The organism is Streptomyces sp. NPDC050988 (assembly GCF_044456225.1).
GTDB lineage: Bacteria > Actinomycetota > Actinomycetes > Streptomycetales > Streptomycetaceae > Streptomyces.
Map to the genome: position 1 here is coordinate 1 of NZ_JBITFQ010000044.1, position 25,321 is coordinate 25,321.

The 25,321-nt window shown below is 70.9% G+C and carries 23 protein-coding genes and 6 tRNA genes; 19 read left to right on the top strand and 10 right to left on the bottom strand.

Translation table 11 applies throughout. From position 1 onward, the window contains the following. Positions 1 to 234 precede the first annotated feature (234 nt). Positions 235 to 1,479, top strand: a complete 1,245-nt coding sequence (gene cobA, locus ACIBEI_RS46000; RefSeq protein ID WP_398897165.1) for a uroporphyrinogen-III C-methyltransferase — start codon at positions 235 to 237, stop codon at positions 1,477 to 1,479. Positions 1,480 to 1,543: 64 nt separating this feature from the next. Beyond that, positions 1,544 to 2,362 carry an RNA methyltransferase gene (locus ACIBEI_RS46005; protein ID WP_143635483.1) on the top strand — a complete coding sequence of 273 codons (819 nt, stop codon included), beginning with the start codon at positions 1,544 to 1,546 and terminating at the stop codon, positions 2,360 to 2,362. Positions 2,363 to 2,440: 78 nt separating this feature from the next. Here the strand turns inward: ACIBEI_RS46005 and ACIBEI_RS46010 are convergent, their stop codons facing one another. Then, a complete protein-coding gene (locus tag ACIBEI_RS46010; RefSeq protein WP_398897167.1) occupies positions 2,441 to 3,718 on the bottom strand; it encodes a serine/threonine-protein kinase in 1,278 nt (425 codons plus the stop codon). Between the two features lie 196 nt (positions 3,719 to 3,914). Here ACIBEI_RS46010 and ACIBEI_RS46015 point away from each other — a divergent pair, with 196 nt between their 5' ends. The 4 genes from ACIBEI_RS46015 (at position 3,915) to ACIBEI_RS46030 (ending at position 6,130) form a co-directional block, all read left to right on the top strand. Continuing rightward, positions 3,915 to 4,181 (top strand): hypothetical protein, encoded by a 267-nt coding sequence (locus ACIBEI_RS46015; protein WP_055511046.1) that lies wholly within the window; start codon positions 3,915 to 3,917, stop codon positions 4,179 to 4,181. Positions 4,182 to 4,413: 232 nt separating this feature from the next. Beyond that, positions 4,414 to 4,623 (top strand): hypothetical protein, encoded by a 210-nt coding sequence (locus ACIBEI_RS46020; RefSeq protein WP_055618075.1) that lies wholly within the window; start codon positions 4,414 to 4,416, stop codon positions 4,621 to 4,623. 176 nt (positions 4,624 to 4,799) lie between these two features. After that, a complete protein-coding gene (locus tag ACIBEI_RS46025; RefSeq protein WP_398897170.1) occupies positions 4,800 to 5,759 on the top strand; it encodes an aminoglycoside phosphotransferase family protein in 960 nt (319 codons plus the stop codon). A 74-nt stretch (positions 5,760 to 5,833) separates the two neighbouring features. After that, a complete protein-coding gene (locus tag ACIBEI_RS46030; protein WP_398897171.1) occupies positions 5,834 to 6,130 on the top strand; it encodes a zf-TFIIB domain-containing protein in 297 nt (98 codons plus the stop codon). A 79-nt stretch (positions 6,131 to 6,209) separates the two neighbouring features. Here the strand turns inward: ACIBEI_RS46030 and ACIBEI_RS46035 are convergent. The 5 genes from ACIBEI_RS46035 to ACIBEI_RS46055 form a co-directional block, all read right to left on the bottom strand. Beyond that, positions 6,210 to 6,284, bottom strand: a tRNA-Val gene (locus tag ACIBEI_RS46035). 50 nt (positions 6,285 to 6,334) lie between these two features. Then, a tRNA-Val gene (locus ACIBEI_RS46040) sits at positions 6,335 to 6,406 on the bottom strand. Between the two features lie 36 nt (positions 6,407 to 6,442). Further along, positions 6,443 to 6,514: transfer RNA gene (locus ACIBEI_RS46045), tRNA-Val, on the bottom strand. A 1-nt stretch (position 6,515) separates the two neighbouring features. Beyond that, positions 6,516 to 6,589, bottom strand: a tRNA-Cys gene (locus ACIBEI_RS46050). 39 nt (positions 6,590 to 6,628) lie between these two features. Continuing rightward, positions 6,629 to 6,701: transfer RNA gene (locus tag ACIBEI_RS46055), tRNA-Gly, on the bottom strand. A 156-nt stretch (positions 6,702 to 6,857) separates the two neighbouring features. Between ACIBEI_RS46055 and ACIBEI_RS46060 the strand changes: the two genes are divergently transcribed. From ACIBEI_RS46060 to ACIBEI_RS46070, 3 genes are read left to right on the top strand one after another with little or no spacing between them, the layout of a single operon-like run. Further along, a complete protein-coding gene (locus ACIBEI_RS46060) occupies positions 6,858 to 7,913 on the top strand; it encodes a chorismate-binding protein (RefSeq protein WP_398897173.1) in 1,056 nt (351 codons plus the stop codon). Continuing rightward, positions 7,910 to 8,731: an aminotransferase class IV gene (locus ACIBEI_RS46065; protein WP_398897175.1), complete on the top strand. Its 822-nt coding sequence runs from the start codon at positions 7,910 to 7,912 to the stop codon at positions 8,729 to 8,731. Before ACIBEI_RS46060 ends, ACIBEI_RS46065 begins: the two co-directional genes overlap by 4 nt. Before the next feature lie 58 nt (positions 8,732 to 8,789). Beyond that, positions 8,790 to 9,614: a GNAT family N-acetyltransferase gene (locus tag ACIBEI_RS46070; protein WP_398897176.1), complete on the top strand. Its 825-nt coding sequence runs from the start codon at positions 8,790 to 8,792 to the stop codon at positions 9,612 to 9,614. Positions 9,615 to 9,663: 49 nt separating this feature from the next. Here the strand turns inward: ACIBEI_RS46070 and ACIBEI_RS46075 are convergent, their stop codons facing one another. Next, positions 9,664 to 10,191, bottom strand: a complete 528-nt coding sequence (locus tag ACIBEI_RS46075) for a DsbA family protein (protein ID WP_398897178.1) — start codon at positions 10,189 to 10,191, stop codon at positions 9,664 to 9,666. 258 nt (positions 10,192 to 10,449) lie between these two features. Between ACIBEI_RS46075 and ACIBEI_RS46080 the strand changes: the two genes are divergently transcribed. Together ACIBEI_RS46080 and ACIBEI_RS46085 are read left to right on the top strand one after the other, a co-directional pair. After that, positions 10,450 to 10,899 carry a hypothetical protein gene (locus ACIBEI_RS46080; RefSeq protein WP_055618068.1) on the top strand — a complete coding sequence of 150 codons (450 nt, stop codon included), beginning with the start codon at positions 10,450 to 10,452 and terminating at the stop codon, positions 10,897 to 10,899. 166 nt (positions 10,900 to 11,065) lie between these two features. Continuing rightward, positions 11,066 to 11,218, top strand: coding sequence for a hypothetical protein (locus tag ACIBEI_RS46085; RefSeq protein WP_169802000.1), 153 nt, complete (start codon positions 11,066 to 11,068; stop codon positions 11,216 to 11,218). A gap of 41 nt (positions 11,219 to 11,259) precedes the next feature. Here ACIBEI_RS46085 and ACIBEI_RS46090 read toward each other — a convergent pair whose 3' ends face one another. After that, positions 11,260 to 11,817: a CGNR zinc finger domain-containing protein gene (locus tag ACIBEI_RS46090; RefSeq protein ID WP_398897180.1), complete on the bottom strand. Its 558-nt coding sequence runs from the start codon at positions 11,815 to 11,817 to the stop codon at positions 11,260 to 11,262. Between the two features lie 273 nt (positions 11,818 to 12,090). Then, positions 12,091 to 12,504, bottom strand: coding sequence for an SsgA family sporulation/cell division regulator (locus ACIBEI_RS46095; protein WP_003959770.1), 414 nt, complete (start codon positions 12,502 to 12,504; stop codon positions 12,091 to 12,093). 191 nt (positions 12,505 to 12,695) lie between these two features. On the opposite strand from ACIBEI_RS46095, the gene ACIBEI_RS46100 reads away from it, so the two are divergent. From ACIBEI_RS46100 to ACIBEI_RS46130, 7 genes are all read left to right on the top strand, one after another. After that, on the top strand, positions 12,696 to 13,130 hold the full coding sequence (locus ACIBEI_RS46100; RefSeq protein ID WP_055618066.1) for a TIGR02611 family protein: 435 nt from the start codon (positions 12,696 to 12,698) through the stop codon (positions 13,128 to 13,130). A 69-nt stretch (positions 13,131 to 13,199) separates the two neighbouring features. Then, a tRNA-Val gene (locus ACIBEI_RS46105) sits at positions 13,200 to 13,271 on the top strand. A gap of 2,183 nt (positions 13,272 to 15,454) precedes the next feature. Then, positions 15,455 to 16,780, top strand: a complete 1,326-nt coding sequence (locus ACIBEI_RS46110) for an ABC transporter substrate-binding protein (protein ID WP_398897183.1) — start codon at positions 15,455 to 15,457, stop codon at positions 16,778 to 16,780. Continuing rightward, on the top strand, positions 16,780 to 17,751 hold the full coding sequence (locus ACIBEI_RS46115; RefSeq protein ID WP_398897184.1) for a carbohydrate ABC transporter permease: 972 nt from the start codon (positions 16,780 to 16,782) through the stop codon (positions 17,749 to 17,751). The genes ACIBEI_RS46110 and ACIBEI_RS46115 overlap by 1 nt, the downstream gene beginning before the upstream one ends. Then, positions 17,748 to 18,650: a carbohydrate ABC transporter permease gene (locus ACIBEI_RS46120; protein ID WP_398897186.1), complete on the top strand. Its 903-nt coding sequence runs from the start codon at positions 17,748 to 17,750 to the stop codon at positions 18,648 to 18,650. Before ACIBEI_RS46115 ends, ACIBEI_RS46120 begins: the two co-directional genes overlap by 4 nt. 7 nt (positions 18,651 to 18,657) lie before the next feature. Then, a complete protein-coding gene (locus ACIBEI_RS46125) occupies positions 18,658 to 19,266 on the top strand; it encodes a hypothetical protein (RefSeq protein ID WP_398897188.1) in 609 nt (202 codons plus the stop codon). Between the two features lie 118 nt (positions 19,267 to 19,384). Continuing rightward, positions 19,385 to 22,132 carry a Tat pathway signal sequence domain protein gene (locus ACIBEI_RS46130; protein ID WP_398897190.1) on the top strand — a complete coding sequence of 916 codons (2,748 nt, stop codon included), beginning with the start codon at positions 19,385 to 19,387 and terminating at the stop codon, positions 22,130 to 22,132. Between the two features lie 99 nt (positions 22,133 to 22,231). Here ACIBEI_RS46130 and ACIBEI_RS46135 read toward each other — a convergent pair whose 3' ends face one another. Further along, complete coding sequence (locus ACIBEI_RS46135; protein ID WP_398897191.1) at positions 22,232 to 24,742, bottom strand: SCO7613 C-terminal domain-containing membrane protein; 2,511 nt, start codon at positions 24,740 to 24,742, stop codon at positions 22,232 to 22,234. A 97-nt stretch (positions 24,743 to 24,839) separates the two neighbouring features. Between ACIBEI_RS46135 and ACIBEI_RS46140 the strand changes: the two genes are divergently transcribed. Further along, positions 24,840 to 25,301 (top strand): SRPBCC family protein, encoded by a 462-nt coding sequence (locus ACIBEI_RS46140; RefSeq protein ID WP_398897245.1) that lies wholly within the window; start codon positions 24,840 to 24,842, stop codon positions 25,299 to 25,301. Positions 25,302 to 25,321: the final 20 nt, after the last annotated feature.

A 25,321-nucleotide genomic window follows, 5' to 3' on the forward strand; every position in this document is an offset into this window, starting at 1 on the left:
GGGCGGGCGGGCGGGGGGGGGGGGGGCGCGGGGGCCCCCCCCCCCCCCCCCCCCCCGGGGGGGGGGGGGGGGGGGGGCCCCCCCCCCCCCGGTTTCGGGAAGGGGCGGGCCTGGGGAAAGAACCCCCACCCACCCCGGCCACCCACCACCCCGCACCATAAAATCCGCACGTCAGGCCCGCTCCAAGGCTGCAGCGCGCCCACCCGCACCACCCGCATGAGGAGCCGCACCTCCATGGCCGAAAACCCCGCCTACCCCGTAGGTCTCCGCCTCACCGGTCGCCGCGTAGTAGTCCTCGGCGCAGGCCAGGTGGCCCAACGCCGCCTCCCGGCCCTCATCGCGGCGGGCGCGGACATCCACCTCGTGTCCCCGGCCGCCACCCCCTCCGTCGAGGCGATGGCGGACGCGGGCGAGCTGACCTGGACACGGCGCCCGTACGAGCCCGGCGACCTGGCGGAGGCCTGGTACGCCCTGATCGCCACCAGCGACCCCGAGGCGAACGCCGCCGCCTCCGCCGAGGCGGAGGCACACCGTGTGTGGTGCGTCCGCTCGGACGACGCGGACGCGGCCACGGCCTGGACCCCGGCGACGGGCCACAGCGAGGGCGTCACGGTGGCCGTCCTGACCACAAACGCGAAGGGCCGCGACCCCCGCCACACGGCGGCCATCCGGGACGCGGTCGTGGAGGGCCTGCGCGACGGCACCCTCGTCGCGCCCCACCACCGCACCCGCACCCCCGGCGTCGCCCTGGTCGGCGGCGGCCCCGGCGACCCGGACCTGATCACGGTCCGCGGCCGCCGCCTCCTCGCGGAGGCGGACGTCGTCATCGCCGACCGCCTCGGCCCCCGCGACCTCCTCGCCGAACTCCCGCCGCACGTCGAGGTGATCGACGCGGCGAAGATCCCGTACGGCCGTTTCATGGCTCAGGAGGCCATCAACAACGCCCTGATCGAGCACGCCAGGCAGGGCAAGGCGGTCGTCCGGCTGAAGGGCGGCGACCCCTACGTCTACGGCCGTGGCATGGAGGAGGTCCAGGCGCTGGCCGAGGCGGGCATCGCCTGCACGGTCGTGCCCGGCATCTCCAGCTCGATCTCGGTGCCGGGCGCGGCGGGCATCCCGGTCACCCACCGGGGGGTCGCCCACGACTTCACGGTCGTCAGCGGCCACATCGCCCCCGACGACGAACGCTCCCTGGTCGACTGGGCGGCCCTCGCCAAGCTCCGCGGCACCCTGGTCATCCTGATGGGCGTGGACAAGATCGGCGCCATCGCCCGTACGCTGACGGACAACGGCAAGTCGGCGGACACCCCGGTGGCCGTCGTCCAGGAGGGCACGACGGCCGCGCAGCGCAGGGTCGACGCGACGCTCGCCACGGTCGCCGAGACCGTACTCGCCGAGAACGTGAAGCCCCCGGCCGTCATCGTCATCGGCGAGGTCGTGACCGTGCGCCCGGACAGCGCGCCGCGGGCGTCCGAGTAACCCCGGGTAACACAACCCGTTCCAAGCCGTTGGCACCACACCCAGGACAAGGCAGTATCACCCTGTGGCCGATCTCATCACCGTTGAGGACCCAGCCGACCCCCGTCTGCGCGACTACACGGGCCTGACCGACGTGGAGCTGCGCCGCAAGCGAGAACCCGCCGAGGGCCTGTTCATCGCCGAGGGCGAGAAGGTCATCAGACGGGCCAAGGACGCCGGTTACGAGATGCGCTCGATGCTGCTCTCCGCCAAGTGGGTCGACGTCATGCGCGACGTCATCGACGAACTCCCGGCCCCGGTGTACGCGGTCAGCCCGGACCTCGCCGAACAGGTCACCGGCTACCACGTGCACCGAGGCGCCCTCGCCTCCATGCAGCGCAAGCCGTTGCCGACCCCGGACGACCTGCTCCAGACGGCCCGTCGGGTCGTCGTCATGGAGTCGGTCAACGACCACACCAACATCGGCGCGATCTTCCGCAGCGCCGCCGCCCTAGGTATGGACGCGGTCTTGCTCTCCCCGGACTGCGCGGACCCGCTCTACCGCCGCTCGGTGAAGGTCTCCATGGGCGCGGTCTTCTCCGTCCCCTACGCCCGTCTGGACACCTGGCCCAAGGGCCTGGAAACGGTCCGCGAGGCGGGCTTCACCCTCCTCGCCCTCACCCCGGACGAGAAGGCCAAGTCCCTGGACGAGGCTGCCCCGCACAAGATGGACCGCGTGGCCCTGATGCTGGGCGCGGAGGGCGACGGCCTGTCCACCCAGGCCCTGGTGGCGGCCGACGAATGGGTCCGCATCCCGATGGCCCACGGCGTCGACTCCCTGAACGTGGGAGCGGCGGCAGCGGTCGCGTTCTACGCGGTGGCGACGGGCAGACCACAGAGCTAGAGAGGGGCGGCGCGCCCCTTCAGGGGCGCGGGGAACTGCGCGACCAGCCACGACGCACCCGCAGTCGGCAATCAACGCTCACCCGCCCGAACGAACCCCGCTCCGGTCGTACGACTGCTCCTGCCGCACATCCCCGCCCGGGCCCCCATGATCAAGCCCCCGGGCGGGCCCTTGGCACCCCTGCGCCGCCGCGATCCCAAGGGCCACAAGCAACGTCACCACCACAAACACGAACAACCGCTGCCGCAACAACCGCGGATTGGCGGGCCGCCGCCCGGTCCCGGTGGTCCGCGGCCCTGACCGCCCCGCCCCACTGCGGGACGAGCCGGGCCGACTCCCCGTACCGGCCCGCGAGGGCGCCGGACGAGCCCCCGACCGCGACGCACCGCCGCTGCCGTTCCCGCGAGGCGAGGACGTGCCCTGCGTACGCCGCTGGGTGCGCTGCTCCGGATAGCTCTCGGTGAGCCGCCCGGTAGGCCGGTCGGCCTCGGCGGTGCGGGGCGCGGGCGGCCGGGCGTCGCCCATCCCCTGCGCCTCCCGGGCCGCGATCTCCTTCAGCCGCAGCGACAACTGGAGCGTGCTGGGCCGCTCCTCGGGGTCCTTCGCCAGACAGGCCCGTACGAGAGGAGCCAGCGCGTCCGGCACCCCGTGCAGCTGCGCCTCCTCGTGCACGACTCTGTAGAGCATCACTTCGGAACTGCCGTGCCCGAAGGGCGAGTCCTGGGTCGCCGCGTAGGCCAGCGTGGCCCCGAGGGCGAACACGTCCGTGGCCGGCGTGACCGCCGCGCCCCGCACCTGCTCGGGCGCCAGGAACCCGGGCGACCCCACCGCCGTACCGACATGCGTCAGCGTGCTCGCGCCGGTCGCCCAGGCGATGCCGAAGTCGATGATGCGTGGCCCCTTCGGGGACAGCAGGATGTTCGACGGCTTCAGGTCACGGTGGACGACACCGGCCTCGTGCACGGCGACGAGCCCCTCGGAGAGGGCGGCGCCGACGGCCGCGACCTCGGCCGCGCGGAGCGGGCCCTCGTCGTTGACCTTGTCGTGCAGCGAGGGCCCCGGCACGTACTGCGTCGCGAACCAGGGCCGGTCCGCTTCCAGATCCGCGGCGACCAACCGCGCGGTGCAACCGCCCCGGATCCGCCGCGCCGCCGACACCTCGCGGGCGAACCGCGACCGGAACTCCTGATCCTCCGCCAGGTCCGGCCGGATCACCTTCAGCGCGACCCGCTGGCCACGCCGGTCGGAGCCCAGATAGACAACGCCCATCCCGCCCGCGCCGAGCCGTCGGTGAAGCCTGAACGAGCCGACGACACGCGGGTCCTCGCGCCTCAGGCGCATCATCGCCATGTCCATCCCCGCTGCCCGGTCCGTTTGACGAGCCACAGCTTACGTTTCCGCGGCCGGGTGCGCGCAGAGGCCGCGCCCTCACGGCCCGATCGATTGTCAGTGCCGGGTGGGAAACTTGAAAGGTGGTCAGGGGACGGGGGAGCCGGGCGGCGTTGAGCTGCGCGAATCCCCAACCAACCGTCGCAGAAGGGGGATTGGACCCGTGAAGGGTGATCGCGTGGAGATAGTGGTCGACGCCGGGGACACGACGCGTACGTACGAGGTGGTGGCAAGCCGGGCGGGCCGCCGGGTGGAGACAGCGGTCCGCAGGGGGGTGGTCGAAGTGAGCGAAGTCACCCGCAGCGGGTCGGTCGTCCGTACGGCCCGCTTCATGGCCACCAGGGTGCTCGCCCTCGTCGAGCAGCCGGTCCCGAGGGAGGACAGCTCGGAACAGACCGGACGTCCCCTCCGGGAAACCCCTGAGACCTAGGACCGCTTCTCCACCCAGGGGAGTAGTCCGCAGGTCACCGGTCATCCTCGGGGAGGCCCGGCAATAGGTACGAGGGCATGACGACCCGCACGCCTCCCACGCCTAGATTTGTTGTCAAGCGGCGGGTGCAGCACTCGTCCCCCGAGGTCAGACACCCGCCGCTGCCAGACAACAGAAGCTTTTCAACAGATCTCGTCCAAGGGATCTCAACAGAACGGTCAGGAGAGGGACCATGGCGGACACAGCATCGCGGACCATGATCCGCACGCAGGGACGCAAGGCGTACAGCGCCGCGTTCGGTTCCAGCCGGTCCGGCCGACGCCACCCCCTGGTGGCGACGGCCATGGTCCTCCCTCTGGCCACCCTGCTCGTAGTCGTCTTCGGCGGCTGGGAAGCAGTGGTCACACAGGCGTCGTCCGTGGGCGTGATGCTGGGGCGCTGAGCGGCGCCCCAGGCCCGGAAGAGCGGTCCGGGCGGGGACATCCGGCCATGAAACCCCGTGGGGACGGGGGTGCGGCGGACGGCAAAAATGCGGGCGCAGCTGGGGAGCTGCGCCCGCATTGCTTTGCCTGCGTACGCTCACGGGGAGCCGACGCCGTACGACCTGAGGGGGACCGAGTGACCGCAGACCTGCTGTCCGCGCTCAGGGCGAAGGTGCGGGCCGTCGCCCATCCGGCGGCGGAGGCCTGTGTCTGCGGTACGGAGACCTCCGTACTGGCCGACCGGCCCGACGGGACCGTCGTCCGGCACGCAGGCACCGTGGCGAAGGCGCACGCCGCCGACACGGACCCCGGTGACCTCGCGGCACGGATGGCGGTCGCGGCGCATCCCCGGCTCGACGGCATCCTCCTGCCCCCGCTGAGGCCGAGCGCGGTCGAGTCGCGGGGACGGCCGGTGACCTTCTGGCCGTACGGCAGTCCCGTGGACCGGGACGACCCCGACGCCGCCCCCTGGGAGGCGGCCGCCACTCTCCTCGCGCGGCTCCACCGGACGCAGCCGGCCGTGCTCCCGCCCGGCATCCCGCCCATGCGAGGCCCGGCCAAGGCGGCCCGCGCCGTCGCCCGTCTCCTCGCGGCAGGCCCGCACCCGGCGGCAGCCCCGGTCCTGCGTGCCTGGGCCGTCCTGCCCGCCTGGGCGAGGGACGAGGCCCCGATGCCGTACGCGCAGACGCTGTGCCACGGTGACCTCCACCTGGGCCAGCTGGTGCGGACACCCGCCGAGGGCCGGGACGGCGACTGGCTGCTCATCGACATCGACGACCTGGGCCTGGGCGAGCCCGCCTGGGACCTGGCCCGCCCCGCGGCCTGGTTCGCCTGCGGACTCCTGCCGCCCGACGAGTGGGCCCGCTTCCTCACCGCGTACCAGAAGGCCGGAGGTCCGGCCGTCCCCGCGGACAGCGACCCCTGGCCGGCCCTCGACGTCCCGGCCCGCGCCCTGACCGTGCAGACCGCGGCCCTGGCGATCGCCAAGTCGGTCGCGGCGGAGCGCCCGTTGGACGAGGTGGAAACGTCCGTCATCGACGCTTGTGACCGAATGGCCACACACCCGCCGGAGTTGGCGGGAGAATACGCGACGTAGGGTGCAACCGACCGAAGCCGGGCGGAGTCTGTCCTGGCGGAAGCAGTACCGACCGGCGAGGAGTTGAGCCGAGCATGCAGTGTCCGAAGTGTCACGCGCCGATGCACACGTACAACCGCAATGGCGTCCAGATCGAGCAGTGCAGCGGCTGCCGCGGGATATTTCTCGACTACGGCGAGCTGGAGTCGCTGGCCCGCCTGGAGGGCCAGTACTCGCAGCCCGCGCCGCCGCCCCCCGGTGTCCCGCAGGCGTACCCGTCCGCCCCCGCACCCGCCTGGGGCGCCCCGCACGGCGGTCACGGTGGCCACGGCGGTCACTACGGCCACAACAAGCGTCACAAGAGCTTCGGCCACATGCTCTTCTCCTCCTGACCGGACCGCTTCCGACCGTGGGGGCGACCTGGAGGAACGACGAAGCCCCCGACCGTACGAGACGGCCGGGGGCTTCGGCTGGTGCGCGATACTGGGATTGAACCAGTGACCTCTTCCGTGTCAGGGAAGCGCTCTCCCGCTGAGCTAATCGCGCAGGTGGGACCTGCTTGCACTGCGTGGGTCCTGCTGATGGTGCGTAGGGCGTGCGCGATACTGGGATTGAACCAGTGACCTCTTCCGTGTCAGGGAAGCGCTCTCCCGCTGAGCTAATCGCGCGGGATCGGATCTCGCCGAACGTACCGGAAGATCCAGTGGACGATACTGGGATTGAACCAGTGACCTCTTCCGTGTCAGGGAAGCGCTCTCCCGCTGAGCTAATCGTCCTTGGAGGTGGAGACGGGATTTGAACCCGTGTAGACGGCTTTGCAGGCCGTTGCCTCGCCTCTCGGCCACTCCACCAGGAGTGCGGGGGTTCGGGAAGATCCCCCACTTCCTGCGAGCGGACGACCAGGTTCGAACTGGCGACCTCAACCTTGGCAAGGTTGCGCTCTACCAACTGAGCTACGTCCGCTTGTCGTTTCCGGTTCGCGTGCGCGTCCCGGCGACGTGTTGAACTCTAGCGGATTCCGGGGCCAGCACAAAAACGCGTTTGTGCAGCGTGCTGCGCTACGCCCGCTCCAGGACACGGCCAGGGCGCCCGCGGGTCACCCGCCATAGACTCACAGCCGTGCACGACCTCCCAGCTCTCGCCCGTTTCGGCGACATCGTCGCGACCGGTCTCCTCGATGTCACCGGCGACCCGGCCGCCCTGGACTCCAGTGGCTTCTGGGCCGTCAGCGCCGACTTCGAGGGGCGGCTGGTCTGTGCCCGTTTCGCGGACGTACGACGGGAGCCGGTCCCCGCGCCGGTGCCGGGGGAGTGGCGCGGTCCGGCGGTCGGTGACTGGACGTCGTCGCTCGACCGCGCCGCGTACACGGCCGGTGTCCGGCGCATCCGGGAGCACATCGCGGCCGGTGACGTGTACCAGGCGAACCTCTGCCGGGTCCTGTCCGCGCCCGTCGCGCCCGACGCCGACGTGGACGCGCTGACCGCGCTGCTGGCGCGCGGCAACCCGGCACCGTATGCCGGAACGATTCGCCTGCCCGGCCACGACGTGGAGATAGCGACTGCGTCTCCCGAGCTCTTCCTCCGGGTCAACGGGGCGGTGGTCGAGTCGGGCCCGATCAAGGGCACCGGGCGGACCGAGGCGGACCTGCTGGAGAAGGACCGCGCCGAGAACGTGATGATCGTGGACCTGGTGCGCAACGACCTGGGCAGGGTCTGCGCCACGGGCAGCGTGACCGTGCCCGACCTGTGCGTCGTCGAGAAGCACCCGGGACTCGTCCACCTCGTCTCCACCGTCCGCGGCGAACTGCGCGAGGGCGTGGGCTGGCCCGAACTGCTGGCCGCGGCCTTCCCGCCCGGTTCGGTGACCGGTGCGCCGAAGTCCAGCGCCCTGCGGATCATCGAGGCCCTGGAGACCGCGCCACGGGGCCCTTACTGCGGCGGCATCGGCTGGGTCGACGCGGACCGCGGCACCGGAGAGCTGGCCGTCGGCATCCGCACCTTCTGGATCGACCGGGCGGAGGGCGTGCTGCGCTTCGGATCCGGTGCGGGCATCACCTGGGGTTCGGACCCTGACCGGGAGTGGGAGGAGACCGAACTGAAAGCCTCGCGACTGCTCGCTGTAGCGTCGGGGGTGTACCCAGGGGCGTACGACGCAAGTGAAGGGACCCACAGGTGAAGCTCTGGCTCGACGGCGGGCTGCAGGACAGCGAGTCGGCCCGTGTCTCCGTCTTCGACCACGGGCTGACCGTGGGCGACGGCGTCTTCGAGACCGTGAAGGCGGTCGACGGACGTCCGTTCGCGCTCACCCGCCACCTCGACCGGCTGGCGCGCTCGGCGAGTGGCCTCGGGCTGCCCGAGCCCGACCGCGACGAGGTGCGCCGGGCCTGCGCGGCCGTCCTGGAGGCCAACCCGGTGCCGCTCGGCCGACTGCGGATCACCTACACCGGGGGCCACGGGCCGCTCGGCTCCGACCGTGGGGAGCACGGACCGACCCTGGTCGTCGCCCTCGGCGAGTCCGCCCGGCGTCCCGACTCCACCGCCGTGATCACCGTGCCGTGGACCCGCAACGAGCGCGGCACGCTCACGGGCCTCAAGACGACGTCGTACGCCGAGAACGTCGTCGCCCTCGCCCGCGCGCGCGAACAGGGCGCGTCCGAGGCGCTGTTCGCGAACACGGTCGGACAGCTCTGCGAGGGCACAGGCTCCAACGTCTTCGTCGTCCTCGACGGCGAGATCCACACCCCGCCGGTGGCCTCCGGCTGCCTGGCAGGCATCACCCGGGCCCTCACCGTCGAGTGGACGGGCGCCAGGGAGACCGACCTGCCGCTGGACGTCCTGGAGCGGGCCGACGAGATCTTCCTGACCTCGTCGCTGCGCGATGTCCAGGCCGTGCACCGGGCCGACGGCCGTGAACTGCCGGGCGCACCGGGCCCGGTGACCGCCAAGGCGATGCGGATCTTCTACGAGCGGGCGGGCGACGACCTCGATCCCTGACAGGACCCACGCACTTAACCGGATGACGTAGGCCTCGCGGACGGGTACAACACCCGTGATGACCACGACCCTGCGGCCGACCGAGCCGCTTCAGCGCGACGCCGACGGGGCGTTGTCACGGCACTACACGGTGTGCGTGAACAGCCGCCCCGTCGGCGGGATACACCTCGCCGCGAACTCCCTCGCCGGGCCGTCCGTCGCCCGGATCCAAGACCTCGGCATCGACGAACCTGACCGCGGACGTGGCCGCGGCACCGTGGCCGCGCTCGCCGCGGAGGAGGTGGCGCGCGGCTGGGGCTGTACGCGGATCGAGGCGTCGGTGCCCGCCACGGCCACGGCCGCACTGCGGCTGACCACGGTCCTCGGTTACGTGCTGCGCAACCGCCACATGGAGAAGCGGCTCGGCGACACGCCACCGGAACTGCCCGCCGGCAGCCTCGGACGCCCCATGACGGAGGCCGAGTTCGGGCCCTGGGAGGAGCGGGCGAAGGAGGAGTACGTCAAGGACTGGATCACCCGCGGAGTGCCCGAGGCCGAGGCCCGCGCCAAGTCCGAGCGGGACCACGCCACTTCGCTGCCGGACGGGATCCGCAGCGCGGGCATGGACTTCAGCATCCTGGAACACGAGGGGACGCCGGTCGGCGTGCTGTGGCTGGGCGCGCGCGACGGCTGGTCGTTCGTCTACGAGGTCGAGTCCGACGAGCGCCATCGCGGCCGGGGCCACGGCCGTTCGCTGATGCTCCTGGCGGAGACGCAGACGGTCGCCGCCGGACGCCCTGGCATCCGCCTGAACGTCTTCGACGGGAACGCCCCGGCCGAGCGGCTCTACGAGTCACTCGGCTACGAGACGACGACCTACCACTTCTACAAGAACCTGCTGTAGCCGTACGGGTGCCTGTAGGGCCTGTAGGGGGGGCGCGCGGGCGCGGCAGTCAGGCCTGCTTCTGCTCGGCCAGCAGCCGGTCCACGATCTCCTCGACGCGCTCGCGCAGCCCCTCCTGGCTCTTGCCGCCGTCGAGCCGCTCGCCGTCGATGACGTACGTCGGCGTGCCGGTCACCCCGATGGCCTTGCCCTCGGCCTGGTCGGCGTCGACGATCAGGATGTGCCGGCCGTCGATGAGCGCGGTGTCGAACTCCTCGGCGTCCAGCCCGAGTTCCCCGGCCACCTCGACCAGGAAGGGTTCTCCCTTACGGTCCAGCTCCTGTACGCGCCCGAGCACAGCCTCGACGTACGGCCAGGCCTGCCCCTGTTCCGCGGCCTCCTCGGCGGCCTGGGCGGCGGCGAAGGCGTGCTTGTGCTTCTCCAGCGGGAAGTGCCGCAGCCGCAGCTCCAGCCGGTCGCCGTAGCGGGCGCGCAGCGCGCGCAGGTCGTCGAGGGCGCTACGGCAGTCCGGGCACTGCAGTTCGCACCAGACGTCCAGGACGGGGGCGGCGGGGCGTGCGGGGGAGGAGTCGCTCATGGGCCCCAGTCTCCCAGCCGGTGCTCCCGCGGCCCAACCGGGACCTTCCGCCACCGGGACCTTTCGCCACCGGGGCCTTTCGCCCCTGATCGAACTCCGAACGGCTGCTGATCGCGTACGGGGACTGGGCCCTGAGGAGGACCCGACCCGGAGATGTCCCTGAGGTCTGCCCGGACCATGGCATACCGGGCAGCGGGCGGTGCAGGATGGAAGGGACGAATCTGACCCTGCTCGCCCCAGCCATGTCTGGAGGACCGGATGATTGCCGAGACCGTCTGTTCCGCTGTCGCCGCGGCCGGCCTGGGCATCGCCGCGGTCACCGCGTACCGCAAGCGTTTCCTCATGGCGGTCCGCCTCACCGCGTACTCCCTGGTCCCCCTCGGCCTGGTGATGACCGGGGCCGTCGAATGGGCGGCGGAGACCGCCTTCAGCCCGATGGCCTGGGCGGGCTTCGGAGTGCTCGGCGGGGCCTGGCTGCTCTTCATGACCTCCCGCGCGGTGGAGCGGCGTACCGGCGGGACCCGCAAGGAGCGCAAGGCCGCCCGGGCCGCGCAGCGCGAGGCGGTGGCTCCCGCGGCCTCGGCACCCTCACTCGGCGCCGCACCGGCCACCCGCCAGGCGACCCGCCCCGCCGCGAAGCCCCGTAAGGCCGAGCAGGGGGAGGACTTCAGCGACATCGAGGCCATCCTCAAGAAGCACGGCATATGAAGCTCTGAAACGACACAGTGAGGCGGGCGGTGCCACGGAGCGCCCGCGTGGGACAGGCACCTATCCCAGATTGTGGACCGCCGTGTCACGGATTTCGGCTAACTCCCCCATAATCCGGGCGTGTTGATCGCGTAGGGCCAGTCCGCTGCGCCATCATCGCCGCGAGATGCTGGACACAACACAGAGCGACACCGCTGCCCCTTCCGAGGAGCCGCGGGGTTGTCTCTTCGCGCTTTCCCAGCCACCGCTGATGATCTTCCTTGCGGTGATCGGCTGTCTGCTGCTCATGGCTTCGCTGCACGATCTGCTGCTGCTCTGAGCCGTACGCGGAGTCCCTGGCGCCACCCGCCGAGGACTCCGTCAGCCCGCCGCCTCCTTGCGACGCGCCCGGTAGGCGGCCACATGTAGACGGTTTCCGCAGGTGCGGCTGTCGCAGTAGCGGCGGGAGCGGTTGCGGGAGAGATCGACGAAGGCGCGCCTGCAGTCCGGTGCCTCGCAGCGGCGCAGCCGCTCCTGTTCGCCGGCCACCACGAAGAACGCCAGGGCCATTCCGCCGTCGGCGGCGAGATGGTCGGCGACCGACGCGCCCGGCGCGAAGTAGTGCACGTGCCAGTCGTAGCCGTCGTGATCCGTGAGACGCGGAGTGGTGCCCGCGGCGGCGACCAGCTCGTTGATGAGCGCGGCGGCGGCCCGGGGATCAGGGGCCGCGAAGATTCCGGCGAAACGCGCGCGGATCTTGCGGACCGCCGAGAGATCGAGCTCGGACAGGGTTCCGACATCGCTGATGTCGTGGTTTCGTACGAAATCGTGCAGGGCTGGGAGGTTCGCGAGCCCGTCCGCCGTGTCGTCCTCCGGTGCGGTGTTCACCAGATCTACCACGGCGTCGAGGGCGCACCGGGTGTCGTGGGTGATCAGCACATTTCGCTCCCTGGCCTGGGGTCGGGCAGCCGCCCGCCGATGCTGGCCGATGTTAGCCGCTTACGGACGCGGGGGACGGGCTCGGTCTCGGCGGACAGCCCTTGACCGGGGGCCGGTGGCGTCCGTGGCGGAACGGCCGTGGGCGCATGCACAGGCGCCGCCACCATGGACATCCATGGTGGCGGCGCCTGTGCATGCGCCATATGCGGTTGTCTGAGCCCGAGCCGTCTCCCCGAGTGGACGGCGCCGGGCGGCTTGGTGCGGAGTCCCGTCCTAGCTTTCGGCCAGGATGTGCGAGAGCTCCGTGTCGAGATCGAAGTGCCGGTGTTCCGTGCCAGGGGGCACGGCGGCGTCTGTTCGCTTCAGGAACGACTCCAGGGCCCTCGCCGGGGCCTCGAGCAGGGCCTCTCCCTCCGGAGAGCTCAGGGCGATGCACACGACGCCCTGACCGTGGCTGCGCGACGGCCAGACGCGGACGTCGCCGGTGCCGGTGGGCCGGTGCAGGCCCTCGGCCAGAAGGTCGCGGGCGAACACCCACTCGACGGTCTCTTCGGCTCCGGTGTGGAAGGTGGCGTGCACGGCGTAGGGATCGGCCGTGTCATACCGCAGTCCTGCGGGAACAGGCAGTGAGGACTCGCTCGACACAACGAGGCGCAGGTGCAGCTCGCAGCTGACCGTGGTGTTCATAAGCGCCAGGGCCTTTCGCTCAGTGTGCGCTCGGGGATTCGCACGTCGGCGAAATCGACATGCCACCTACGGTGCCGTTGTAAACCCCTCTGAGTGTTTTGCGTGTCTTTAGGTACCTCATCCGGCCGAGTGCCCGTTCGCGGAGTACCACCATTCCGGTGACCGGTTTCCGTCGGGTAGGGTTTGGCCGTATGAATACGGGGAGTGACGAAACGGGGGAGGCCGTCGCGGCGGCCGAAGGAACGAAGAGCGAGCCGGCGCTAGGGTCCCGTGCGCCGGAATTCATCAAGGCGCGACGGGCGCTGCACCTGAGCTGGCAGGTGGGCGTGTTCATCGTGGGTCTCGCGGTCGTCGTGGCCGGCGTGATCATGCTGCCGCTGCCCGGACCGGGGTGGCTGGTGATCTTCGGCGGCATGGCGATCTGGGCGACCGAGTTCGTCTGGGCCCAGCTGGTGCTCCGCTGGACGAAGCGCAAGGTCACCGAGGCGACACAGAAGGCGCTCGACCCCAAGGTGCGGCGCCGCAACATCATCCTGACGTCCGTCGGGCTCGTGATCATCGCGGTACTGGTCGGGATCTACGTCTGGAAGTTCGGCTTCGAGATGCCGTGGAAGATCAAGGAGTAGCAGCCCTCCGCATCCTTCGACGGCGGTCGGAGGCACCCCCTGACATGGGGTAATCTTCTCCGTGCGCCCGGGCGATTAGCTCAGCGGGAGAGCGCTTCGTTCACACCGAAGAGGTCACTGGTTCGATCCCAGTATCGCCCACCGTACCGATTGGCGGCCGGGTCCACAGAGCACGTGGACCCGGCCGCCAATCGCCGTTTCGGCCGGGGGGGTGCGGCACGTAGAGGGGCCGCTCCTTACGCCCCGGGTGCGTGGCCGACCGGCCGGAGCGGGCGCGGGCGTTCCGGTACGTGGCCGGCCGGAGGGGGCGGGCTGGACGCCTACGTGGATTCCCCGCGACGGATGTGTGTCCGTGTTCCCCGCACTGGGCACTGGCCGGGGCCTCTCGGAGGGGCCCGACCGTGATCCCGTGGAGTGCCGTCGGCCCCAGGAGTCTCGGTGGCGGAGCCCGGCTGAGATTCCGCGGAGTGGCGCCGACCTGGGCCTCTAGATGACGGCGCCCGGCTGCGACCCCGTGGGGTGGCGCTGACGCGGGCCTCTCGTTGACGGCGCCCACCTGAGATGCCGCGGGCTGGACGCTGACCTTTGGCTTCCTGGTGAGCGTGCCCGGCCGTGGTTCCGCGGAGCGGCGCTGAGCCCGGGCTTCGCGGAGGCGCCTAGCTGTCGCTTCGCGGAGTGGTACGGAGCCCGGCTTCACGGAGGTGTCCAGCTGTCGCTTCGCGGAGTGGCACGGGGCCCGGATTCCCGGCGTGGACGCCTGGCCGTGATTCCGCGGAGTGGACGCCCGGGTTGGGTTTCCAGGGGAGGGCGCAAGGCTGCGGCTTCGCGGAGTGGCGCTGAGCCGGGGCCTGCGGAGAGGGCGCTGAGCTGCGGTTTCATGGAGTGGCCGTTGGGGCGTGGGCCTCCCCGGAGCGGGCGCTGAGGCCGGGCGTCGCCGAGAGGGCACGCGGACGAGATTTCCCGGAGCGGATGCTGGTCGGGGCTTCTCCGAAGTGGTCGCCGGACTGTGATTCTGAGAGCCGGGGTTGGGCCCGGGCTTCGTGGAGTGGGTGCCGGATCGGGGCCGCTCGGGGCGGGCGCCCGGTTGTGGTTCTGGGCGGCGGGGGTTGGGCCTGGGCTTTGTGGAGTGGATGCCGGATTCGCGCTGCTCGGGGTGGATGCCTGGTGGTGGTTCTGGGCGGCGGGGGTTGGGCTTGAGCTTTGTGGAGTGGACGCTGGATCGGGGCTGCTCGGGGCGGATGCCCGGTGGTGGTTCTGGGCAGCGGGCGCTGGGCCCGGGCTTCGTGGAGTGGATGCCGGACCGGGCCGCTCGAAGCGGACGTCCGGCTGAGGTTCTGGGCAGCGGAGACTGGGCCGGGGCTTCCGAAGCGGATGTCGACCCAGGCCTCCGAAAAGAGCGCTCGGCCGTGATTATGGTGAGCGGACGTCGGGCTCCGGTCTCCCGGAGCGGGTGCCGGCCTCGGCTCCCCGGCGAGGGCGCCGACCTGCGGTTTCAAGCGGTGGGTGCCGGATCTGGACCCCGTTGGGGGAGGCACCAGGTCATGTTTCCGCGGATCGGCCGCCCGACCGAGGTCCCCTGAAGCGGATGCCTGTCCAGTACTCCCGGGCGCAGTGGACGCCCGACCACGCTCCCCACGCCCCAACCACCGTGAACTCCCCCTGGGCGCACCAACCCAAGGCGCTCCACCACCCCACACGCACACGGTCGCCTTTCCTGACACCCCGCCCAACGCCAAGCCCCATCAGGGGCGCGGGGAACTGCGCGACCAGCCACAACGAACCGGCACCCAAAAGCCCACACAGGCGACCCCCGGGCGACCCCAGGCGGCCCCCAGGCATCCCCCACCTGAACAACATGCCTGCTCAAGCCCCCGGCACACGCAAACAACAGCCACCCCCACCAGCCTCCCGAACGCCCCGCCATAAGCACGCCCCTCCCGCAGGTCCCCAACCACCTCCATCGCCGGCCCGCGGCACCCACCCCCACCAGCCTCCCGAACGCCCCGCCATAAGCACGCCCCCCCCGCAGGTCCCCAACCACCCCCATAGCCACCCCCGGCACCCACCCCCACCAACTCCCCCCTCCACCCCCAACCTTCACCCCGCCCCCTCCCGAGTCCACCCCGTCAAACCCCGATCGACCACCCGACCAACCCCACCCCACCTGCACGCTCACCCACCACTCCCGCCCAACGCCCCGCCGCATCCCCCCAGTTCACGCCGTCGCGCGAGCGACCCCGTTGACACCGATTCCTGTCCGAATCATTGACGCCCGCCAAGACCCTCCGTAACTTGTGCCAGCAAGCGCTTACTTGAAACGATTCATGGAGCGGACGGCTACGTCGCGGGGAGGCCCGACTGTGGGAGAAAACGGGAGTGTTGAGAGGCGGACGGTCCTCAAGGCGGCCGGAGCGTCGCTGGCCACGCTGGGGCTGGCCACCACGACGGCCTGCGGGGGAGACAGCGGCGGATCCGGGGACGGAACCGTCGAGATCCGCTTCGCCTGGTGGGGCGCGGAGGAGCGGGCCAAGCGCATCAACCAGACCATCGCGCTCTTCGAGAAGAAGTACCCGAAGATCAAGGTGAAGACGGACTTCCAGGATTACGTGGCCTTTTGGGAGAAGTTCCAGACCCAGGCCGCGGGCGGTAATCCACCGGACGTATTCCAGAACGCGGTGGCATATCTGCGGAAGTACGACAAGAGAAGTGTTCTCCTCGATCTCAAGTCCCAAGTGGACGCGGGAAACCTGAGCCTCAAGAACTTCCGCGCCGGAGTCGAGAAGGTCGGCGAGGTGGACGGAAAGCTGCTCGGAATACCCGTCGGTTCCAACACGATGTCACTCGTCCTTGACGAGAAGGTCTTCGAGAAGGCCGGGATCAAGCCCGAGGAAGGGTGGACCTGGGACGAGTACTTCGCCGCCCTCAAGAAGATCCACGACAGCCAGAAGGTGGCGGGGGACACCGGCTACTTCGGGATCATGTACCTCTACGACCTCTATCTGCGGCAGAACGGCAAGGCGTTCTTCACGGAGGACAGTCTCGGCTTCGACGAGGCCGACCTGACGGAGTGGTGGCAGGACGGCTACAACCGCGTCAAGGCGGGGATCATCACCGACCCGAAGAAGGTCGAGCAGAACAAGCCCAAGTCCTCCCTGGCCTCCGGCGACGCGGCGTCCGAGTTCACCTGGGACAACTTCACCGTGCGCTACACCACCGAGGGCGACAGCACGTACGGGCTCGCGCCGATCCCGACCACCGACGGCAAGCAGACCGGCCAGTACCTCTCCTCGCTCATGCTGAGCGGCTCCGCCAGGACCAAGCACCCCAAGGAGGTCGCGCAGTTCATCGACTTCATGGTGCACGACCCCGAGGTCGGCAAGATCATGGGCTACGACCGCGGCATCCTCGCCACCACCGAGCAGTTCGACGCGTACAAGCCGAGCGACGCCCCGAACCAGGCGATTGCCAAGTACGAGGAGGACGTCGCCGCGGCCGGGGTCCTCGGGACCATCACCCCGCATCCGTCGGGCGCCGACACCGTGGAGGCGGCCTTCCTGCGCATCGCCGGTGACCTGTCCCAGGGCAAGACCAAGGTCTCCGACGCGGTGAAGCAGTTCTTCTCCGAGGCCGAGACCGCGCTCGCCGCCTGATGGGAACAGCAGTGACGACGCTCATCAAGGACTCTCCGCCGGATGCTCCGGAGAAGCGTCCCGGTCGCCCCGCCGCCGTCAAGCGGCGGGGCCGCCGGGAGAATCTGGCCGGCTACCTCTTCATGTCCCCGTGGATCGCGGGCTTTCTGCTGCTGACCGCGGGGCCGATGGCCGCCTCGCTCTATTTCGCGTTCACCGACTACAACCTCTTCGACTCCCCGAAGTGGATCGGCCTCGACAACTTCACCAAGATGCTCGACGATCCGCGCTGGCAGAAGTCGGTGGAGGTGACGGCGAAGTACGTCGTCATCGGCACCCCGCTGAAGCTGCTGCTCGCGCTGGGCGTCGCCCTGCTGCTCGCGCAGAGCCGGCGCGGGCAGGCCTTCTACCGCGCCGCGTTCTACGCCCCGTCGCTGATCGGCGCGAGCGTGTCCGTCGGCTTCGTGTGGCGGGCGCTGTTCTCCGACGACGCCGTCGTGGACCGTACGCAGTCGTTCTTCGGCTGGGACGTCGGCGGGTGGGTCGGAAACCCGGACTGGGTGCTCTACAGCCTGGTGGCGCTCACCGTCTGGCAGTTCGGGGCGCCCATGGTGATCTTCCTCGCCGGGCTCAAGCAGGTGCCCAAGGAGCTGTACGAGGCTGCCGAGGTGGACGGTGCCGGGCCGTTCAAGCGGTTCTGGAGCATCACCCTGCCGATGATCTCGCCGGTCCTGTTCTTCAACGTTCTGCTGGAGACCATCCACTCCTTCCAGATCTTCGGCTCGGCGTACGTCGTCTCCAACGCCACCTGCGGACCGGCCGACTCCACGCTCGTCTACACCTGCTACCTGTACCAGAAGGGCTTCAAGGAGGCCCAGATGGGCTTCGCCTCCGCGATGGCCTGGATGCTGCTGCTCGCCGTGGCGCTGGTGACGGCGGTCCTCTTCTGGTCCCAGAAACGGTGGGTGCACTACGAGGAGGCCTCCCGATGAGCACCACCACGACCCCCACCACGACTCCGGCCCCGGCCACCCCGCGCAAGTCGCTGGACCTCGGACGAAAGGGGACCGGGTCGCTCGCCTGGCATCTGGGCGCCCTGCTGGTCCTCGCGGTCGTCCTCTACCCCGTCGTCTGGGTCCTCGGCGCCTCGTTCAAGCCCAGCCGGGAGATCATCGGCAGCCTGGAGCTCTTCCCGACCAGCCCGATCCTCCAGAACTTCAAGGGGCTGGCCGACGGCATCGCGGACATCTCGATCGCCACGTTCTTCGAGAACTCCCTCTTCTACGCGCTCGGTTCCGTCGTCGGCATCCTGATCTCCTGCTCGCTGACGGCGTACGCCTTCGCCCGTATCCGGTTCGCCGGGCGCAATCTGATGTTCTCGCTGATGATCGGCACACTGCTGCTGCCGTACCACGTGCTGCTCATCCCGCAGTACGTGATGTTCCAGAAGATGGAGCTCATCAACACCTATGTACCGCTGCTGATCGGCAAGTACCTGGCCACCGAGGCGTTCTTCGTCTTCCTCATGGTGCAGTTCATGCGGAACCTGCCGAAGGAACTGGACGAGGCGGCGCGGCTCGACGGCTGCGGGCATCTGCGGATCTACTGGTCGATCGTGCTGCCGCTCTGCCGTCCGGCGCTCATCACCAGCGCGATCTTCACCTTCATCAACGCCTGGAACGACTTCATGGGCCCGCTGATCTACCTCAACGAGCCCGGCAAGTACACCGTCTCGCTGGGCATGATGATGTTCCGCGACCAGGAGGGCGTCGCCAACTACGGCGGCATGATCGCCATGTCGCTGGTGGCGCTGCTGCCCGTGCTGGCCTTCTTCCTCGCCTTCCAGCGGTACCTGATCGACGGTATGGCGACCTCCGGGCTGAAGGGCTGAGCCGCTCATGACCCAGACGCGCACGAAGGACCGTACGGCCGGCGCGCCCAGGCGTGAATCGGCCTTCGCCGAGCGGTTCGCGCTGTTCGCCGAGTGTCTGCTCACCGGGGTGTGGATCGCGGTGGCCTCGCTGCCGGTGGTCACGTATCCCGCCGCGTTCGCCGCCGGGTCCCGGCATCTTCGACGACGTACGGCCCATCTGGGCGGCGGCTGGCGGGAGTTCGTCGCGGACTACCGGTCCGCCCTGCGCGGCGGGTGGATCGCGGGACTCGCCGGGTGGGCCGCGGCCCTCGCGGTGTGGGTGGATGTCCAGGCCGTGCGTGCCGGGATCCCGGGCGGTCCGGTCGTCGGGGCCGTCGGACTGTTCGCCCTGATCGGGCTGGTCGTCGCCGGGCTGCGCGCGGCGGCGGTCTGGGAGCCCGGTGCGTCCTGGCGGGAGCTGCTCGGGGCCGCTGGTCGCCGTACCGTCCTCGACCCCGCCGGATCGTTCCTGTTGGTCGGTGGGGTGGCCGTGGTGGCCTGCTCTGCCTGGTTCGTCCTGCCGCTGGCGGTCCCCGTGCTGGGGGCCGTCGCGGCGGCGGCGCTCGCCGTGGAGGAGCGCGGTCGGCACCGCTGAGCGATCGTCCAACAACACCCATCACGCGCACACCAGGTCGGCGTCCGGCGCCGCGCCTCTCCCTGTCATGCCCCTGACTTCCCTTACTTCCCCGCACGGAAAGGAAAGGCTGGATCTCATGTCTCCCATCCCCCGCAGGTCCCTCCTCAAGGCAGCCGCCGTCGCCGGAGCCGCCGCCCAGTTCAGCTGGGCCCTCGGCGCGCAGGACGCGCAGGCCGCGCCGAGAGCCGAGGCCGCCGACGCGGACCCGGTGACCCTGGACTGGCTGGAGGACGGCGGCCTCGGCGCCGCCCCCGGCTCGACCGTGGGCGTGCCCTGGCCGAAGGGCGCGTACGAGAAGGAGCAGACGTTCGCGCTGACCGACGGCGACGGCAAGGAGGTGCCCGTCCAGTCCTGGCCGATCGGCTACTGGCCGGACGGCTCGCTGAAGTGGACGGCCCACGCGGTCGGGCCGGGGGCGGGGAGCGGCAAGCTCACGCTCGCCGCGGGGTCGCCCGCCGCGCCCGCGAAGAAGGTGACCGTCGACAAGCGCGGCGGCACCATCGACGTGTCGACCGGTGTCATCACCGCGAAGATCGGCAAGAGCGGCTCCACGCTGGTGAAGTCCGTACTGCGCGGCTCGACCGAGATCGCCAGGGACGGCCGTCTCGTGCTGCTGCGGCAGCCCGAGATCGAGGACGGCGACCAGGGCGCGGAGAAGTACGAGCGGTTCGAGAGCGCCATCGCGGAGGTGGAGGTCGAACAGGACGGGCCTATCCGTGCCGTCGTCCGTATCGACGGCAAGCACCGCAAGGGCAGCCGGAGTTGGCTGCCCTTCTCGGTCCGGCTCTACTTCTACGCGGGCGCCGAGTCGTTCCGCATGGTGCACACGATCACCTTCGACGGCACCCAGGAGCCCGGCAAGGCCAGCGGCGACTTCATCCGTGGTATCGGCGTCCGGTTCAAGGTGCCGATGCGCGACGCCGCGTACGACCGGCACATTCGCATCGGCGGCGAGGGCACCGGTCTGCTGCGCGAGGCCGTCAAGGGCGTCACCGGTCTGCGCCGGGACCCGGGCGCGGCCGTACGCACCGCCCAGTTCGAGGGCAAGAAGCTGCCCGACCCGTCGACCTGGGACCAGCGGGTGACCACCCGCCTCCAGTACATCCCCGAGTGGGGCGACTACACCCTCTCTCAGTTGTCGGCGGACGGCTTCTCGGTCCGCAAACGCACCAAGAAGGGCCACGGCTGGATCGGCGCGGGCGGTGGCCGGCGGGCGAGCGGCTTCGGGTACGTCGGCGGCGCGAGCGGCGGACTCGCCTTCGGGCTGCGGGACTTCTGGGAGAAGTTCCCGGCCCAGCTCGACATCCGCGACGCCCAGACCGACGAGGCCGAGGTCACCATGTGGCTCTGGTCTCCCGAGGCACAGCCCATGGACCTGCGCTTCTACCACGACGGCATGGGCCAGGACACGTACCCCGAACAGCTCGAAGGCCTCAACATCACCTACGAGGACTACGAGCCGGAGTTCGGCACTCCCTACGGCATCGCCCGCACCAGCGAACTCCTCTTCTGGGCCCACGAGTCGACGCCGAGCGCCGAGGCGATGGCCGCGCAGGTGGACGCGGTCCGCACCCCGGCGCAGCTCGCCGCCCCGCCCCAACACCTCATCAAAGCGGGCGTGTTCGGGAAGCTGTTCTCGGAGCCGGACCGCTCCACCGCCGCCAAGGCGAAGATCGAGGACCACCTCGACTTCCTCTTCACCTACTACAAGGACCAGGTGGAGATGCGGCGTTGGTACGGCTTCTGGGACTACGGCGACATCATGCACTCGTACGACCCGAGCCGGCACCAGTGGTGCTACGACGTCGGCGGCTACGCCTGGGACAACTCCGAGCTCTCGCCCGACCTGTGGCTCTGGTTCGCCTACATGCGCTCCGGGCGCGCGGACATCTTCCGCTTCGCGGAGGCCATGACCCGGCACACCGGCGAGGTCGATGTGTATCACTTGGGGAAGTGGGCGGGCCTCGGCACCCGCCACGGCGTCCAGCACTACGCCGACAGCGCCAAGCAACAGCGCATCGCCAACACCACCTACCGGCGCTACTACTACTTCCTCACCGCGGACGAACGCGTCGGCGACCTCATGCACGCCAACGTCGACTCCGACGAGACGTTCCTCGTCCTCGACCCCATCCGCAAGATCCGCACCGAGCCGTACGAGCCGGACCGCAACGCGCTCTCGATCGGCTTCGGCACCGACTGGAGCGGTCTGGTCTCCGCCTGGCTCACCGAGTGGGAGCGGCGCGGGCCCAAGTGGGAGAAGGCGAAGGCGCGGGTCCTGTCGACGATGGAGACCATCGCCGCCCAGCCCAACGGGTTCGTCCAGGGCAGCGCGCTGTACGACCTGGACACCGGGAAGTTCGCCGTTGCGGACAAGGCCGTCGTCGGCGTCTCGCACCTCTCGGCGATGTTCGGCCTGGTCGAGCTGAACGCCGAACTGCTCGACCAGATCGACATGCCGAAGTTCAAGGAGGCGTGGCTCGACTACTGCCGCTACTTCAACGCCACCAAGGCCGAGCAGAAGGCCCGCTACGGCTCCGACTTCGGCTCCCTGCTGCTCTTCCAGGGGCACGCGCGCCAAGATGCGTACGCCGCCGTCCAGTTGGGCGACGACGCGCTGGCCGCGCGGGCGTGGCGGCAGTTCTACAACAGCGCCGACACGTGGGACTACAAGGAGTCGACGGACTGGTCCACGAAGGAGGTCGACGGGCCGACCGGCTTGGTCTCGGGCAGTGAGGCGTCGTGGGTCTCGACGAACACGACGGCGTTGTACGGGTTGGCGGCGATCCAGAATCTGGCGTTGGTGGGCGACAAGATGCCGTGACGTTCCACTGGGGGGCGTGGGGTTTGTCTGCGGGTTCGTTGTGGTTGATCGCGCAGTTCCCCGCGCCCCTGAAGGGGCGCCCCTGACGGGGCGCGCCCTTCAGCGCATCCTTCCCAGGACCTCTCGGACTCGGCGGGCGTCTCGTAGGCGCTGTTCGTATGTCGCTCCCAGGGCGAGGAGCAGGAGGCCCGCCAGGGCCGGAGGTACCCAGCGCGGTACCGCGCCCATGGCCTGGGCGATGTACGGGGCCAGTTCGTGGAGGGCGACCAGGGTCAGTGTGCCGCCGCCGAGGACGAGCAGGGCCTGGAGGCGTTGCCGGGCGCCGACGAGGGTGACTAGGAGTGCCGCCGTGCCGAGCAGGAGCGGGCGCGGCCAGTCGAGGTCGCCCCATGCGGCGAGAAGGCTCGGCAGCAGGGTCACCGACAGGCCGGGCCCGTACGCCGTCCAGGACGAGGTCCCCGGGTCCCGCCTCCGGCGGACGAACCCGACGACCAGTGCGGGCACGGTCACCGGCAGGGTGTACGCCTCGGGCGAGCCGACCTCCCAGGACGCCAGCCGGACCCAGGTGGCCAGCACGAACAGGGCCGCCGCCGCGTAGCCGACCTGCCTGCGGTCCGGCCGGACCGCAGTGCCCGCGGCGATCACGCCGCACAGGGCCAGCACGAGGGCGAGCACCGGCGGTTCCATGAACGCGAGGTCGATCGCCACCAGCGCGGCGACGGCTCCCGTGATCTCGACGGACAGCGTCGGCGTCGCGTCCTTGAGCCGGGCCGCGAGGAGCGCGGCCGTCGCCGGCACCACCAGCACGAGCAGCGCGATGTGGTGCGGCTGCCAGTCCAGCGACGCGCCCGTGGCGCAGGCCAGCGCTGCGGCGTACGCGAGGGACGCGGCGGCCGAGACGGCCCGGATCTCGTGCTTCTGCCGGACGGCGACCGCCGCGAACAGGGCGGTCAGGCCTCCGAGGACGGCGAGCGTGGCGGCCTCGGCGGCGAGGGAGAGCGCGACGAGGTGGAGAGAGGTGAGGAGCGCCAGACCGAGGGTGGTCAGGGTGATGGGGGAGGGGCGGGGGCGAGCCGAAGGAACGGTTGGGTGTGCGGGCCCGTCGTCGGTCGGGCGTGCGTGATGGCTGTACGCCGCCGCCGTCAAGGTGGCGGCAGTGGTCACGCCCAGCGCCAGCAGGCCTGCCAGGTAAGGGAGTTCGAGAGTGGCGGGCAGTACGAGGACCGCGGCCCAGGCCAGCCCGAGCGCACCGCTCAGGGCGACGGATCGGCGCGGCCCGCCCCGGAACGTCAGGGCCAGGACCGCCGCGACCGCGGCCAGCACCAGCGGAGCCGTCTCCGTGTCCGACGGCCAGGGTGTGGAGACCGTCACCGCGTCCCGGGCGTCGGAAGGCGCACCGGACCACACGCTTTCCGCCCAGCCGACCGGGCCCACGAGGACCACGGTGACGAGGGGCAGGGCCCATGCCACGGCGAGGGCCTGCACACCCGCGGAGGACCACCGCAGGCCACGGCGTACGGACTCCGGCAGCCAGGAGCCGCGTACGGCCAACAACGCGACGCCGCACAGCAGATGGCCCGGAACCGTCCAGGCGTCGGGCAGCACCGAGCGGAGCACGCCGCCCGCCGCGGCGACGGTGATCAGGCCGCCGGTCGACGCGAGACCGGGGGCGGCCTGCGCGGTGGGGGCACGCCACGCGGCCCCCAGCGCGATCGCCGCGGCGAGGGCGAGGAGCGCCGCCGCACGGGTGGCGGCGCTCGGACCGGTGGCCTCCCACGAGAGCCAGCCGGCCGCCAGAAGGCCCCAGGTGCCCGTCCCGTACGCGCCGACGGCGGCGACGACACGTACGGACCGCATGGACACCGAGAGGGCCACGACCGTGTCGAACGCTGCCGTCACCAGCAGCGCCGCCGTGATCGTGTGATGACCCGCACCGGCCGCCACGACCCAGAGCAGCAGCGGGAGTTGGGCCGTCGCCATCGCCGCCGGGAGCGGCAGACGCAGGGCGCCGAGCGAGCGCCCGTACGCCGTCCACAGCACGGCCAGGAGCGCCGTCGCGGCGGCCGTGTACCCGGTGCCGTCCACCTCCGGGAGGGCGACCTCGTGCAGGGCGTAGGCGTCGAGCACCGTCAGCACCAGGCCCAGGCCCGCCACCGACTCGGCCGTCGAGCGGAGCCCGCGCTTCAGCAGCGGCACGGGTGCGGCGAGCGCGGCGAAGGTGACCGCGCCGAGGACCGCCGCCCGGCCCGCGATGCCCAACTGCCCCCAGCTGACCAGCGTGAACGCGATCGCCGCGACGGTCAGCAGAACGCCGCCGAGCACGAGCAGCATGTTCTGCACACCGGGCGCCGTGGTCTCCGGCTGCCGGAGGTGGGGTGCAGGTGCCGGCCAGCCGGCCGGGGTCTGCGTCGATGCCTGGGCCGGGCCCCAGGCCGGGGCCGGTGTCTTGGCAGACCGGAGCACACCGAGCAGCCACGACCGCCGGGCCAGCAGTTGGGCCCGGCGCGCGTCCAGTTGCCGCAGCTCGTGGTCGAGGATCCGCAACTCCTCGGCCGGTGGCGGAATGTTCGTCATGCTTCGGAGTGTGGTCCGGGTCACGCCGTACGGCATGAGCGCACGTACTCAGGACGTACTCAGATCCGGACACCCCGGGGTGCGGACGTGCCGGTTCTGCCCGGGCCGGGCCGCCGACCGGCAGACTCGGCACATGGACTGGACGCACTACCGCTTCCGCAGCCTGTGGAGTCTCGCCGCCCCGCCCGGCGAGGTCTACGAGGCGCTGGCCGACGCCGAACGCTATCCGCGCTGGTGGCCGCAGGTGCGCGAGGTGACACCCCTCGACGCGATCAGTGGCGTCGTCCGCATCCGCTCGGTGCTGCCGTACGACCTGGTGTTCACCGGCCGCGAGGTGCGCCGCGACCAGGCGGCCGGGGTCCTGGAGATCGCGATGACCGGCGACGTGGACGGCTGGGCGCGGTGGACCCTCGCCACCGACGGGACCGGCACCCGCGCGCGCTACGACCAGGAGGTCCAGGTGACCAAGCCGCTGCTGAGACGGTTCGCCGTGCCCGGACGGCCCGCGTTCCGCGCCAACCACGCGCTGATGATGCGGGCCGGGCGGAAGGGCCTGGTCGCGTACCTCCGGGGCACCCCTTCGCGTGAAGCGTGAAGCGGTTTGAAGGAAACGCG